The sequence below is a fragment of the Streptomyces sp. NPDC088730 genome (assembly GCF_044751215.1).
Taxonomy (GTDB): domain Bacteria; phylum Actinomycetota; class Actinomycetes; order Streptomycetales; family Streptomycetaceae; genus Streptomyces.
The window spans coordinates 100316-114153 of sequence record NZ_JBIVLK010000017.1 but is presented as its reverse complement, the minus strand read 5'-3'; the positions used below and the strand labels follow the sequence as shown (position 1 = coordinate 114153).

The window sequence follows — 13838 nt, the reverse complement described above, 5'->3', positions numbered from 1 at the left end:
GGTGTTCCGCGCGATGCGCCCTCCCCGGCACCGCCGCTGCCACCGTGCAGACGCAATCTACCGAGTGGGGCGCCGCACGGTGTGCTCACCGCACCCCGAGGGCGGGGCGCCCGGCCGCTCGGGGCAGCGAACCCGGAGGAGGCGCACGGCGAGGCGCGAGGTCGTCGCGGTGCCCGCACAGCACGTACCGGCCGCGCTCCACGGGCTCATGGAGTCGCTCCGCGGCCGGGGCCGAGAGCTGTCCGTCCCGGCTTCACGGGGCCGAGAAGTACTCCGGGAAGCGGGGTCCTGTCCACGGCTTGCGCCCCCAGGCCAGCACCCGCCCCCTGGCCATGGCGCCCGCCGTGCCGATGCGGCCGAGTGCCAACAGCAGGAACGTGACCGGCTCGATGGAGATCGTGCAGTCCGGGCGGTCCGGCGGCCGGTGGCCCACCGCCACCGTGCCGTCGGTGAACGTCACCCCGAAGCGGTCGCCGCCCCACAGCCGGACCGTGTAACGGACGGTGAGACCCGCCGTGGTCCGCTCGTCGGCCACCCTGGGCATGGCCACGACGAGGAAGGGCAGGGTCAGCCCGGCTCTGACCCGGTCGACCATGTGCGGGCGCCGCAGTGCCCGCGCCAGGTCGTAGCCGTGGCCCAGCATGTGCGTCAGGAGGTACGAGCCGAGGACCGCGCGGTTCATCGGGCCCATCGGCGTCATCAGTGTCTCGTCCGAGGGGTGCTCGGCCGCCGCGTCGAGGAACGCGGCGGCCTGCGACACGACCATCGCGGCCAGCGGCTCCCCCGCCCGTTCACCGAACGCCGCGAGGGCCCGCTCATTGGCCTCGGCGAGACCCTGCGGGGTGCCGTCCCCGTAGTCGCGCGGGCGTCCGGCGGCCACGTCGGCCATCAGCTGGTTGACCTGCGCCAGGTGGGCCGCCGCCTCCCCCACGGTCCACTCGGACCTGGGGACCGGCAGCCCGGTGCCGGGGGCTGCGCGCAGCAGGGCCGCGATCTCCGCGGCCGTCTCCCGTATCGCGTCGGCCAGTCCTTCGGGCAGCCTGCCCCGTACCTCGTGCCCCGCCACCGGCTCCACCCTGCTACCCGTCCTCGTGAACGCCGTGCCGTCCGCGTACGCCTCGTCCGGCGCGCGGCCCGCACGACTGTCGCGGCGCACGCCTGTCGCACCCGTACAACCGTCGCGCACGCCAGTTACCTGCGGGTACACAAGAGCAGCACAAGGGCCTCGCGGGCAAGAGGCCGACGTCCACTGTTCGAACCCCTCTACGATCGAGCGCGTGTGCGCAAACGTGATCGTCGCTGAAGACGACGAGAAACAGGCCGAACTCCTCCGCCGGTACCTGGAACGGGAGGGCCACTCCGTCACGCTCGTCGGCGACGGTCTCGCGGCCCTCGACCTGGTCCGGCAACGGGAGCCGGACCTGCTGGTCCTCGATGTGATGATGCCTCGTGCCGACGGTCTGGACGTGGTGCGCGTCCTGCGCGCCGAGTGCCGGGAGTTGCCGGTGCTGATGCTGACGGCCCGCACGACCGAGGACGATCTGCTGCTCGGGCTCGATCTGGGCGCGGACGACTACGTGACCAAGCCGTACAGCCCGCGCGAGCTGATGGCCCGGGTCCGTACGCTGTTGCGCCGCAGCCGCCGCGCCACGGGCGCGGAGCCGGCCGACGACCCGACTCTGACGGTCGGTTCGCTCGTCGTCGATCCGGCCCGGCACCTGGTCTCCGTCGGCGGTGAGTCCGTCGAGTGCACCCCCGGTGAGTTCAGGATCCTCGCCGCGCTCGCGGCCGAGCCCGACCGGGTCTTCTCCCGGCAGCAACTGCTCGCGGAGCTGCACGGATTCGACCGGTACATCAGCGACCGAACGGTCGATGTGCACGTCATGAACCTGCGCAAGAAGATAGAACCCGCCCCGCGCCGGCCGATCCGGCTTCTCACCGTCTTCGGTGTCGGGTACAAGCTGACGGACCCGGCGAAGGCGGCGGCACGTGCGTCGTCGTAGCGGCGAAGGACAGGCGCCCGGCTCCGTCCGGCGGACGGCGGACGGCGGGCAGCGGGCGCGACTGCCCCTGCGCAAGAGCCTTTTCGCCCGGCTGCTGGCCGTCTCCGCTCTCGTGGCGGCCTGTTCGGTGGCTGCCACCGCCTGGCTCGCCGTGCAGACGACGTCCGGCGCGATCCGGCAGGAGCAGGGCCAGAACCTCACCGCCGACGCCCGGATCTACCACAGCCTGCTCGGTTACGCGGCGGCTCATCCCACCTGGGACGGCGTCGGGAAGACCGTGCGGGACCTGGCGAAGCAGTCCGGCCGGCGAATCGCCCTGACGACGGAACGGCGCGCTCCGCTGGCCGACTCGGCCGATCCGGAGTCGGCGGCGGCGCTGCCCGCGCAGGCCTCGGCGATCGTCGATCCGCTGTCGGTGGACACGGCGCTGGCGGCCGAGACCGCGGGCGCGTCGGGGGCTCCGGCCGACCGGGTCGACCCGCGAGCGGTCGGGCCGTTCCGGCTGCCCGCCTCGGAGCGGGCCGCGCTGCAGAAGACCGCGGACCGGAAGGTGTCCTGCCTCAGCGCGACCGGGATCGCCTCCGACGTGGTGCGCAGCGCGAGCGGGCGCCCCCGGATCCAGGTGGTGGGCAACGACCCCGACCGCCTCCAGGGCACGCGCTGCGCCACCGATGAACTGGACAGCCCGACCACGACCGAGAAGAAGGCGCTCAAGGCCCTCAACCAGCTGGCCGACGCCTGTCTGAAGCGCCAGGGCCGGGCCGCCGTCCAGCTGAAGCTGGATCTGTCCTGGGGCCAGCCCATGGAACCCAGGCCGGCCGTGGCGACCCCCAGGGAGCAGCTGAGCACGCCGCCCAGCCCCGCGCCGACCTACGCACCCACCTACGCGCCCACCGACGCGCCCAGTCCCGTTCCGGGCACCCGCCCCTCGCAGTCGGCCGGGAACGGCGAGGACGACCGGGCCATCGCCTCCTGTGTCGGCACGGCCCGCCGCGAACAGCTCGGTTCGTACGTCGCCTCGCCCGCCCTGCTGTTCATCGGTGGCACCGGCGGCGCGACGGTGCCCGGTTTCGATCTCTCACCGGCCAACACCGCGAAGATCGCGGGGGCGGCGGCGCTCGTCCTCGCCCTCACCGTCGGCGCGTCGGTCCTCGTGGGCGCCCGGCTCGTACGCCCCCTGCGGGCGCTGACGGGCGCCGCCCAGCGGATGCGGGACGGCGAGGACAGCGTGCCGGTGCTGGTCGCCGCAGACACCGAGATCGGCCGGCTCGCCGCCACGTTCAACGACATGTCCGCCCACCGCGCGCGGCTGGAGGCCCAGCGCAAGGCCATGGTCAGCGATGTCGCCCATGAACTGCGCACCCCGCTCAGCAACATCCGCGGCTGGCTGGAGGCGGCGCAGGACGGGGTGGCGGAGCCGGACCCGGCCTTCATCTCCTCGCTGCACGAGGAGGCGGTGCAGTTGCAGCACATCATCGACGACCTCCAGGATCTGGCCCAGGCCGACGCGGGCGCCCTGCGGCTGCACGCCGAGCCGGTACGGATCGAGGAGTTGCTGACCCAGGTCGCCGCCGCGCACCAGGCCCGCGCCGAGACGTCCGGGGTGGCGCTGACCGTGCTGCCCGTGGACCCGGGCCACCCGGTTCCGGGGCTGACGGCCGATCCGGTCCGGCTGCGCCAGGCCATCGGCAACCTGGTCTCGAACGCGGTACGCCACACCCCGTCCGGCGGAAGCGTCACCCTGCGCCCGTACGGCTCCGAGTCGGGGGACGCGGTCCTGGTGGACGTCAAGGACACGGGCAGCGGCATCCCGGCGGAGGACCTCGCCCATGTCTTCGACCGCTTCTGGCGCGGCGAGAAGTCCCGCAGCCGGCGTACGGGAGGCAGCGGGCTGGGGCTGGCGATCGTCCGGAAGCTCACGGAGGCGCACGCCGGCACGGTCACCGCGGTGAGCGTGCCGGGGCGGGGCTCCGTGTTCACGCTCCGGCTCCCGGCCGACCGCGAGGGCGGGCACGGGGACGGCCCCGCGGGGCCGGAGCCCGGCCCGGCCGGCGAAGTCCCGCCCGGTGACGAACTGGCCCACGACGCCCCGGCGCACGGTCCGGACGGTTCGGAGCACGGCTCCGGGCACGGCTCCGAGCGGCCCTGATGCGATGAACACAGCGTCCTGACAGCTTCTTCATAACTCCGGGACAGCCTGTCGGCACGCCTCGCGCCGCGGTGCGATTCCGCATCGCGGCGCCGTCGGGGCCGTCCTTGAACGGAGCCATATCCATGTCCCTGCGCTCGTCCTTGCGTACCGCTGTCCTGGCCGCTGTGGTGGTCGGTGCGGTGAGCGTCCCCGCTGCTTCGGCCTTCGCCGACTCCTCCCCCACCCCCTCGCCCGCGCGGCCGACCAGCACCGCGGCCCCCGCTGACGGCCGCTCGGCCACACCCTCCGAGGCCCCCTCGGCCGCCCCCGCCACCGCCGTGCCGACCAGGGCCCCGCGCGGCGGAGTCGCCGCGGGCGACAGCCCCGCGCCCGCGGTCCGGCCCGCGACCAAGGCCCCGCGTGGCGGAGTCGCGGCGGGCGAGCGCCCGGCCGGCACGTCCGGTGACAACACCGCGGCCGTCACGGGGTCCGCCGTGGCGGCCCTCCTGGTCGCCGGCGCCGGAACGGTCGTCCTGCGCCGCCGCTCCACCGGCCGCCGCAACGGCTGACCACCCCTCAGCCGATAGAGCCGGAAGTGGCGCCGTCCTGCATCAGGGCGGCGCCACTGCCGTCGGCCGATCACTCCTGGAGTCCGTCCTCATGTCCCGCACGCCCCAGTCCCTCCGGCGCACCGCACTGCCGGTGTACGCCTGCCTCGCGCTGACCGCGCTGACCGCGCTGACCGGCTGCTCCGACGCCTCGCCGTCGAACTCCTCGGCCGCGGACCGGAGCGCCGCGTCGCCCGCGACGAACGGAACTCCCGCACCCGGCAAGGGAACCGCGTCCGATTCCCCGCCCCCGTCCGCACCCGCGAAGTCCGCCTCGCCGCCCGTCCACGTCTCCATCCCCTCCCTCGGCATCAACAGCGCGGTCATGCGCCTCGGGCTCAACCCCGACGGCACGGTGGAGGTGCCTCCCGCGGACAAGGGCATGACGACCGGCTGGTACACCGGCGGCTCCGTACCCGGTCAGCCGGGTCCCGCCGTGCTGATCGGCCACAACGACACCCGCTTCGGCCGGGCCGTGTTCCACGATCTCAAGAAGATCACCAAGGGTGCGGACATCAGCGTCCGAGACGACCGGGGCACCGAGATCCACTTCGAGGTCACCGGCCGGGAGACGGCGAGCAAGAAGGCGTTCCCGACGGCGCGGGTCTACGGGCAGACCAAGGCCCGTGCGCTGCGGCTGATCACCTGCGACGGCGCGTTCGACGCCGCGGGCCACCCCGTGGACAACCTCATCGTGTACGCCGAGAGGAAGTGACCGGCGGGAAACCGAGGGTGCCGGGTGTCCGGCGGCGGGCGGGCACCTGTTGGACGGCCGCTGTCGGGGCTCCCGGCACCTGCTGTCTACCCATGGGTAACTCCCCCTGCTTTCATGGGTTCCAGCATCCGCCCGCCGCCTCAGCGGCAGCAGACTCAGGAGTACCCCGTGCCGCACTCCGCGCTCCGCCGGATCTCCGGCGTGACCCTGTCCGCCACGCTCACCGCCGCCGCGCTGGTCGCCGTCGCACCGCGGGCATCGGCCGCCGGCTCCCCGCCGCTCCGGGTGCTCACGTACAACACGTTCCTGATGAGCACCAGCCTCTACCCCAACTGGGGCCAGGCGCACCGGGCGGCCGGGATACCGAAGGCCGGCTTCTTCCAGGGCAATGATGTCGTGGTGCTGGAGGAGGCGTTCGACAACACCGCCTCCGACGCCCTGACCCGCAACGCCTCCGGCCAATACCCGTACCACACACCGGTGGTGGGCCGGAGCAGGAGCGGCTGGGACGCCACCAGCGGCGCCTACTCGGCCGCCACGCCGGAGGACGGCGGCGTCACGATCCTGAGCAAGTGGCCGGTCATCCGCCGGGAGCAGCACATCTACAAGGACGCCTGCGGAAGCGACTGGTGGTCCAACAAGGGCTTCGCGTACGCCAAGTTGAACGTCAACGGCGCACATGTGCACGTGGTGGGCACCCACACCCAGTCGACCGACCCGGGCTGCGCTTCGGGAGAGGCGGCCGGAATCCGCGCGCTGCAGTTCCAGCAGATCGACGCGTTCCTCGACGCGAAGGACATCCCTTCCTCGGAACAGGTCATCGTGGCAGGTGACCTCAACGTGGACTCCCGCTCCCCCGAGTACGCCGCCATGCTCGCGAACGCCGGGCTGACCGCCGCGGACGCCCGCACCGGGCACCCCTACTCGTTCGACACCCGCGACAACTCGATCGCCGCGGAGCGCTACCCCGACGATCCTCGCGAGGACCTCGACCACGTCCTGCACCGCGCGGGGCACGCGAAGCCCACGGGGTGGACGAACGAGGTGATCGAGGAGGAGAGCGCGCCGTGGACGGTGTCGAGCTGGGGGACGGACTACACGTACACGGACCTCTCCGATCACTACCCGGTCGTGGCATCGGGCCGGTAGCCGGCGTCCAGGACGGCTGCGAACCGGCCCGGACGGAGACGAGGGCGCCGGTGCCGTCCCGGCCGCGTTGGGCGCGGCGCACCCGGCCGGTGCGCACCCCGCCGGGACGACCCGGTCGTGGAAGCAGCCGGTCAGCCGGCCGGCTGCTTACCGGGATCGGGCAGGGACGGGCCCCAGCGGCTGCCGGTCCCGCTTCCTGATGCCCGGCCGGTCGCGGCGCAAGCCGGCCCAGCCGTGCAGGGGTACGGCGAGGTGCTCGACGCCGGGGAGTGGGAGCTGGGCCGCCTGCCGGGGGTGGGGCCCCGGGGCGGCCGGGCGCGCGCTCGCCGCCGCGCGGCGGAGTAACGCCGGGTGCTCGTGGGCGTCACCGGCCATGGCATCGTCACGGCGGACTGACCGCGCAGGGCCCGCCCGTACGCCGAGGGCGGATGCGCGGAATCCGCCCATGCGCCGAGGGGCTGTCCGCTCAGAAGAAGACCCCGCAGCGCAGCAGCACGTTCGCGTACGGCCGCGCCTCGCCGGTACGCACCACCAGGCGCGCGTGGGCCGTGAGCGCCTTGAGTGCGTCGTGGGGGACGTGGGTGAGGCCGGGGAGGCGCTCGGCCAGCAGGCGGGACGCCGCCGGATTCGCGTCCCGGATCTCCTCTGCCGCCGTCGCGCCCTCCACCACGAGTTCGTCCAGCAGGCCGTCGAGCACCTCCGCGAACGCCGGGACGCCCGCCCGGAAGGCCAGGTCGACGACGCGCGGGCCCGGGGGGACGGGCATGCCGACGTCGCAGATCAGGACGGTGTCGCCGTGCCCCAGCTCGGCCAGGGCGCCCGCGAGGTGGCGGTTGAGGATGCCTGACTTCTTCACGGTGCGCCGATCTCTGCCGCGGTGGGGAACGACGCCTGTGCGCCCTGCCTGGTGACGGCGGCCGCGCCGACCCTCACGGCGAGGGCCGTCGCCACGGGGAGCTCCGCACCGAGGCCGAGCCGCCAGGCCAGGGCCGCGGTGAACGCGTCGCCCGCGCCGGTCGTGTCCACCGCGTCGACCTCGGGACTCGGTACCCGTACACACTCCCCGGTACGGGTGTCGGCGGCCAGCGCGCCGCCGGCGCCCAGGGTGATCACCACCGAACGGGGGCCGAGTGCGGTGAGCGCCCGTGCCCAGGACTCGGGAGTGGTGCCCGCGTCCCGGCCCAGGATGAATCGGGCCTCGTGTTCGTTGACCACCAGGGGGTCGCAGGCCGCCAGCACTTCGGCGGGGAGCGGGGCGGGCGGGGACGGGTTGAGGACGAGCCGGGTCCCCGCGGGCAGGACGCGGGCCGTCTCGACGACCGTTTCCAGGGGGATCTCCAGCTGGACGGAGACGACCCGGGCGGCGGAGAGGAGGGGGGCCGCCGCCCGGATGTCCGCCGGGGTCAGCCGGGCGTTGGCGCCCGGCGAGACGACGATGCTGTTGTCGCCCGTCGGATCGACCGTGATCAGGGCGACGCCCGTCGGCGCGCCGCCCACGAGGACTCCGGTGGTGTCGACGCCCGCCGACCGCTGCGATTCCAGCAGCAGCCTGCCGTGCGCGTCGTCACCGACCCGGGCCAGCAGCGCCGTGCGGGCGCCGAGGCGGGCGGCGGCGACCGCCTGGTTGGCGCCCTTGCCGCCCGGGTGGACGGCCAGGTCGGAGCCGAGCACCGTCTCCCCCGCCGCCGGGCGCCGCTCGACGCCGACGACCAGGTCGGCGTTGGCCGAACCGACGACCAGGAGGTCGTACCGGGAGGGTCCGGAGTCCTCGTTCTCGTACATCTGCTGCTACTGCCTTCCTTCCGTGGGGCGGGTGGCCGGGGTGGTGTGCCGTCCGGTCAGGAGAAGTCGGCCACGTTCTGCCGGGTGACGACCTTGACGGGCACCTTGACCGTGCCGGCGACCTTCTTGTCCTCGGCCGCCCGGACCGCGTTGCGCACGGCGATCTTCCCGAGCTCCTTGGGCTGCTGGGCGACGGACGCGTACAGCGTGCCCGCGCCGACCGCCTTCAGTCCGTCCGGTGTGCCGTCGAAGCCGACCACGGAGACCGACTTCCCGGCCTTGCTGCCGAGCGCCTTGACCGCGCCGAGCGCCATCTCGTCGTTCTCCGCGAAGACACCGGTGATGCCGGGGTGGCCCTGGAGGAGATTGGTCATGACGTCCAGGCCCTTGGTGCGGTCGAAGTCCGCGGGCTGGGTGGCCACGGTCTTGATGCCGGGGTACGCCTTGATGCCCGCGGCGAAGCCCGCTCCGCGCTCGCGGCTGGCGGAGGTGCCCGCGGTGCCCTGGAGGACGACGATGCTGCCCTTGCCGCCGAGCTTGTCCGCGAGCGCCTTGGCGGCGAGCTTGCCGCCGGCCACGTTGTCCGAGGCCACCAGGGTCGCGGTGTCCGCCTTGTTGACGCCCCGGTCGGCGGCGACCACGGGGATGCCCGCGTCGTTGGCGCCGCGTACGGCCGGTCCGACCGCGTCGGAGTCCACCGGGTTGACGATGACCGAGTCCACGCCGGAACTGGTGAAGTTCTGGAGCTGGTTGGCCTGCTGCGAGGCGTCGTTCTGCGCGTCGGTGACGGTGAGGTCGATCCCGGCGGCCTCTGCCTCGGCCTGGGCACCCGCCTTCATCTGGACGAAGAAGGGGTTGTTGAGCGTGGAGAGGGACATCCCGACCCGGGTGTTGCCTCCGGAGGAGCCGGAGTTGAAGAACGTCACGGCGGCGATGACGGCCGCCACGCAGACGAGTGCGAGGCCGGCCTTCATCGCCCCCCTGCGCCCCGATCCCGGTGCTCCGGGGCCGGCGGCGGCGGAGGAGCCGGCCGAGGACGTCGCCCCGGAGCCGGCCTTGCGGCGCAGCGTGTCGAGCAGCACCGCGAGGGCGATGACGACCCCGATGACGACCTGCTGCCAGAAGGCGGACACCGACATCAGGTTGAGGCCGTTGCGCAGCACCGCCAGGATCAGTGCGCCGATCAGGGTGCCGGAGGCCTTGCCGACGCCGCCCGCGAGGCTGGCGCCGCCGATGACGACCGCGGCGATCGCGTCGAGTTCGTACCCCTGCGCGGCCTGCGGCTGGGCGGAGGTCAGCCGGGAGGCGAGGACGATGCCAGCGACGGCGGCGAAGAGGCCGGACAGCGCGTAGATGGCCAGCTTCTGCTTCTTGACCCGGAGCCCGGAGAGCCGGGCCGCTTCCTCGTTGCCGCCGATCGCGTACATCGAACGGCCGAGGTAGGTGCGGGCGAGGACGAGGGCGGTGATCAGCCCCATGGCGATCATGACGAGGACCGGTACGGGCAGCCAGCCGCCGAGCGTGTCACCGAGAGTGGAGACGGAGTCGGGGAACGCGATCGGGCTGCCCTGGGAGATCACCAGGGACAGGCCGCGGGCGATCGACAGCATGGCCAGCGTCGCGATGAACGAGGGCAGCTTCCCGTACGCGACGAGGGCGCCGTTGACGAAGCCGCAGGCGATGCCGGTGGCGACGGCGAGGAGGACCGCGAGTACGACGGGCATCCCCGCCGATGTCGCCGACCAGGCGAGGACCGTCGCGGAGAGCGCGGCGACCGAGCCGACGGACAGGTCGATGCCGGCGGAGACGATGACGAAGGTGACGCCGAACGCGAGGATCGCGGTGACGGCGGCCTGTACGCCGACGTTCAGCAGGTTCTGGGTGGTGAGGAAGTCGCCCGAGAGCAGGGACATCGCCAGCAGCAGGACGACCAGGGCGGTGAGGGCCCCGTTGTCGAGCAGCAGGCGGCGCAGGCCGGGCCCGGCGGCTCCCGCGCCCGCCTTGCGCGGATGGGTGTCAGTGGCCACGGGGGCCCTCCTCGTCGTTCTCGGTGCGTTCGGTGGGTTCGGTGGGTTCGGTCGCGGGGGCGGAGCCGACGGCGAGGGCCATCACGGCGTCCTGGGTGGCCCGCTCTGCGGGGAGTTCGCCGGCGATCCGGCCCTGGGCCATGACCAGCACCCGGTCGCTCATGCCGAGGACCTCCGGCAGATCGCTGGAGATCATCAGGACGGCGTGGCCGGAGGCGGTCAGCTCGTTGATGAGCTGGTAGATCTCGACCTTGGCGCCGACGTCGATGCCCCGGGTCGGTTCGTCGAGGATCAGCACCCGGGTGTCCGCGAGCAGCCACTTCCCGATGACGACCTTCTGCTGGTTGCCGCCGGAGAGGGTGCGGACGTGCTGGCCGAGGCCCGCCATCCGTACGCCGAGCTGCTGCGCGATCCGGGCGGCGGCCGTGCGCTGGCCCTTGAGGTCGACCAGCCCGGAGCGGCTCGCCGCACGCAGGGTGACCAGGCCGAGGTTCTCCTGCACGGAGGCGTCGAGCACCAGGCCCTGGCCCTTCCGGTCCTCGGGGACGAGGCCGAGCCCGGCGTTCATGGCGGCGGTGACGTCGTGCTTGCCGAGCCGCTCGCCGCGCACCTGGACGGTGCCCGCGTCGTACGGGTCGGCGCCGAAGACGGCACGGGCGACCTCTGTGCGGCCGGCCCCGACGAGTCCGGCGAGGCCGACGACCTCACCGGCCCGCACCTCGAAGCTGATGTCGTGGAAGACGCCGCCCCGGCTGAGGCCGCGCACCGACAGCAACGGCTCCCCGGCATCGGCACGTTCGCGGGGGTACTGCTGGTCGATGCTGCGGCCGACCATCAGCTGGACGAGTTCCGCCTCCGGGGCCGAGGCGGGCACCTGGTCGATGCTGCGGCCGTCGCGCAGGACGGTGACGCGGTCGCCGAGGGCGGCGATCTCGTCCAGGTGGTGGGTGATGAAGACGATGCCGACGCCGTCCTCGCGCAGCCTGCGCACGATCCGGAAGAGTTTGTCGACCTCTTCCGAGGTGAGGACCGCGGTCGGCTCGTCCATGATCAGGACGCGCGCCTCAAGACTGAGGGCCTTGGCGATCTCGACCATCTGGAGCCGGGCGATGCCCAGTTCGCGGATCTTCGCCCGGGGCGACACATGCAGGCCGACGCGGTGCAGCAGCACCTCCGCCTCGGCTTCCATCCGGCGCCGGTCGATCAGTCCGTACCGGCGCGGCTGGCGGCCGAGGAAGATGTTCTCGGCGACCGTGAGATCGGGGACCAGGTTGAACTCCTGGTAGATCGTGGCGATCCCGAGCTTCTCGGCGTCCTGCGCTCCGTGGATGCGGACTTCCTGCCCCCGGGCGAAGATCCGGCCGCTGTCGGGGCGGTAGGCGCCGGAGAGCATCTTGATGAGGGTGCTCTTGCCGGCGCCGTTCTCGCCGAGCAGGACATGGACCTCGCCGCTGCGCAGGTCGAAGTCGACGCTGTCCAGGGCGACCACACCGGGGAAGGTCTTGCGCACGCCTTCGACGCGCAGCAACTCGACCGACTCGTCGACGCGCGGCAACTCGACTGGCTCGCTCACGCGTTGCTCCTGGGCTCGGTGGCGGACGGTTCCGGGGTGTCCGTGCGCTCGCCGCAGGAGCCGCGTACGACGAGACGGGCGGGCAGGGTGACGGACTGCGGGGGCCTGCCCTCGACGATGTCGACCAGGGCGCGTACGGCCGCGCGGCCGAGTTCGCCGGTCGGCTGGGCGATCGCGGTGATCGGCGGTCCGGTGTGGACGAACCAGGGGATGTCGTCGAAGGCGGCGAGCCCGATGTCCTCGGGAACCCGCAATCCGCGGGCGCGGATGGCGTCCAGGGCGCCGAGCGCCATCAGGTTGTCCGCCGCGAACACGATCTCGGGCGGTTCGGGAAGGGCGAGGAAGTGCTCGGTGGCGCGCCGGCCGCTGGCCGCCTGGAAGTCGCCCTGGCCGATGTAGGCGTCCGGCAAGGCGAGTCCGTGCGCGCTCATCGCGGCCCGGAACGCTTCGACGCGCTCGTCACCGGTGGTGGTGGCGGCGGGCCCGGCGATGATGGCGAGCCTGCGGTGACCGAGCGCGTACAGGTGGGCGACCAGGTCCTGGATGGCCCGGTGGCCGTCGGCGCGTACGACGGGGACGTCCACGCCCGGCATCCAGCGGTCCACGAAGACCATCGGGGTACCGGCGCGTGCGACGTCGTGCAGCAGCGGGGAGTCGCCGTCGGCCGGAGAGACGAGGAGCCCGTCGATCCTGCGGTCCAGCAGGGTGCGGACGTGGTCGTCCTGCTGCTCGGGCCGCTCGTCGGCGTTGCCGATGATCACGCTGTAGCCGAGGGCACGGGCCTCTTCCTCGACGGAGCGGGCCAGCGCGGTGAAGTACGGGTTGAGCACGTCGCTGATGACCAGACCGAGCGTGCGGGTCTGATCGGTGCGCAGCGAGCGGGCCAGCGTGTTGGGCCGGTAGCCGAGGGCTTCGACGGCGGCGAGGACGCGTCTGCGTGCGTCCGGGCTGACGGAGGGATGGCTGTTGAGGACGCGGGAGACCGTGGCGACAGAGACTCCTGCCTGGGCCGCGACATCCTTGATGCTCGCCATTTCCGGGACCACCTCCTTGTGGTTTCCGTACGCCTCGAAACCAGCGGCAACAGGGCCGTGGAATCGATTACACGGATGATTGGAATCGATTACATGGCCGAAAACAAGCCCCCACCCGCCCTCCGAGACCGGATCGTGACGCGAGGGGGCGACGGCTCCGACCACGCGGAAGGCGTGTCGTCCGCCCGGGTGGCGCCACCGATCCCCCGGCACCGATCACCCACCGCCCGCACGGCGAGCCCGAGGGCGAGCGGGTCGAGACCGTCCTGGCCGGAGCCCTGATCCAGCCGCGGAGCCGCTGTTCGCCGGCAGCAGGAGAGCCCGTCACCCAGGGCAGGGGGTGCAGGACCGCCGGTCAGGTCAGGGTCGATGGCGCGGCTACCGGGCCGGCGCTCAGCCACGGTGTCGATCTCGAAGCGGAGATCGACACACCTCTCATCCGGGATCGGGGGCCGCTGCGGCGACTGGCCGCCCCGCGCGAGTCCGGGCGCCCCGTGCCGTGATCACGCTGCCGCGAGCGCCCGTCGACGGTATGAGCTGCCTGGCCCTGCATCAACGCCTGTGGGCGCCCCGCACCGCGATCGCCACGAACCGGCCCGGCACCCGCCGCCCCCGTCCGGCCGGTGCCGGGCCCGGCACTCGACGATCTGCTCGCCGCCCCGCTTCACGCCCGCACCACCCTGACGCGCACGCTCACCGCACCAGCGATTAACTGGGCGTCGGAAACGCCACGGCCTGACCCCGATCCGCGCGGACGCGTCCGCGCCGACCCCGTCCCGGTGCTTCCCTGGCGGGGCCCGGTGGGTGACACCGGAC

The 13838-nt window shown here is 73.2% G+C and carries 11 protein-coding genes; 5 read left to right on the top strand and 6 right to left on the bottom strand.

What is annotated here, in order from left to right; genetic code table 11:
* Window positions 1-253: 253 nt before the first annotated feature.
* Window positions 254-1075 (bottom strand): maleylpyruvate isomerase family mycothiol-dependent enzyme, encoded by an 822-nt coding sequence (locus tag ACIP89_RS33305; RefSeq protein WP_401927878.1) that lies wholly within the window; start codon window positions 1073-1075, stop codon window positions 254-256.
* A gap of 202 nt (window positions 1076-1277) precedes the next feature.
* Here ACIP89_RS33305 and ACIP89_RS33300 point away from each other — a divergent pair, with 202 nt between their 5' ends.
* From ACIP89_RS33300 to sph, 5 genes are all read left to right on the top strand, one after another.
* Window positions 1278-2003: a response regulator transcription factor gene (locus ACIP89_RS33300; RefSeq protein ID WP_401927504.1), complete on the top strand. Its 726-nt coding sequence runs from the start codon at window positions 1278-1280 to the stop codon at window positions 2001-2003.
* Window positions 1990-4152: a sensor histidine kinase gene (locus ACIP89_RS33295; protein WP_402118100.1), complete on the top strand. Its 2163-nt coding sequence runs from the start codon at window positions 1990-1992 to the stop codon at window positions 4150-4152. Before ACIP89_RS33300 ends, ACIP89_RS33295 begins: the two co-directional genes overlap by 14 nt.
* A 125-nt stretch (window positions 4153-4277) precedes the next feature.
* Window positions 4278-4703: a sortase-dependent protein gene (locus ACIP89_RS33290; RefSeq protein ID WP_402118099.1), complete on the top strand. Its 426-nt coding sequence runs from the start codon at window positions 4278-4280 to the stop codon at window positions 4701-4703.
* Window positions 4704-4794: 91 nt separating this feature from the next.
* On the top strand, window positions 4795-5457 hold the full coding sequence (locus ACIP89_RS33285) for a class F sortase (protein WP_402118098.1): 663 nt from the start codon (window positions 4795-4797) through the stop codon (window positions 5455-5457).
* Between the two features lie 168 nt (window positions 5458-5625).
* Window positions 5626-6606, top strand: coding sequence for a sphingomyelin phosphodiesterase (gene sph / locus ACIP89_RS33280; protein WP_402118096.1), 981 nt, complete (start codon window positions 5626-5628; stop codon window positions 6604-6606).
* 466 nt (window positions 6607-7072) lie between these two features.
* Here sph and rbsD read toward each other — a convergent pair whose 3' ends face one another.
* The 5 genes from rbsD to ACIP89_RS33255 are packed head-to-tail and all read right to left on the bottom strand — an operon-like array spanning window position 7073 to window position 13022.
* Complete coding sequence (rbsD, locus tag ACIP89_RS33275) at window positions 7073-7462, bottom strand: D-ribose pyranase (RefSeq protein ID WP_401927492.1); 390 nt, start codon at window positions 7460-7462, stop codon at window positions 7073-7075.
* Window positions 7459-8388, bottom strand: coding sequence for a ribokinase (locus tag ACIP89_RS33270; protein WP_402118095.1), 930 nt, complete (start codon window positions 8386-8388; stop codon window positions 7459-7461). Before ACIP89_RS33270 ends, rbsD begins: the two co-directional genes overlap by 4 nt.
* Before the next feature lie 56 nt (window positions 8389-8444).
* Window positions 8445-10415 (bottom strand): substrate-binding domain-containing protein, encoded by a 1971-nt coding sequence (locus tag ACIP89_RS33265; RefSeq protein ID WP_402118094.1) that lies wholly within the window; start codon window positions 10413-10415, stop codon window positions 8445-8447.
* The gene (locus ACIP89_RS33260) at window positions 10405-11988 is read right to left on the bottom strand and encodes a sugar ABC transporter ATP-binding protein (RefSeq protein WP_402118093.1); all 1584 of its coding nucleotides are present in this window, start codon (window positions 11986-11988) and stop codon (window positions 10405-10407) included. The genes ACIP89_RS33265 and ACIP89_RS33260 overlap by 11 nt, the downstream gene beginning before the upstream one ends.
* Window positions 11985-13022, bottom strand: coding sequence for a LacI family DNA-binding transcriptional regulator (locus ACIP89_RS33255; RefSeq protein WP_402118091.1), 1038 nt, complete (start codon window positions 13020-13022; stop codon window positions 11985-11987). The genes ACIP89_RS33260 and ACIP89_RS33255 overlap by 4 nt, the downstream gene beginning before the upstream one ends.
* Between the last annotated feature and the right edge of the window lie 816 nt (window positions 13023-13838).

Excerpts from the sequence above, each read along its gene's own strand:
- ACIP89_RS33270 (WP_402118095.1), bottom strand. The coding sequence starts at position 8,388 with ATGTACGAGAACGAGGACTCCGGACCCTCCCGGTACGACCTCCTGGTC.
- ACIP89_RS33290 (WP_402118099.1), top strand. The coding sequence starts at position 4,278 with ATGTCCCTGCGCTCGTCCTTGCGTACCGCTGTCCTGGCCGCTGTGGTG.
- ACIP89_RS33255 (WP_402118091.1), bottom strand. The coding sequence starts at position 13,022 with ATGGCGAGCATCAAGGATGTCGCGGCCCAGGCAGGAGTCTCTGTCGCC.
- ACIP89_RS33285 (WP_402118098.1), top strand. The coding sequence starts at position 4,795 with ATGTCCCGCACGCCCCAGTCCCTCCGGCGCACCGCACTGCCGGTGTAC.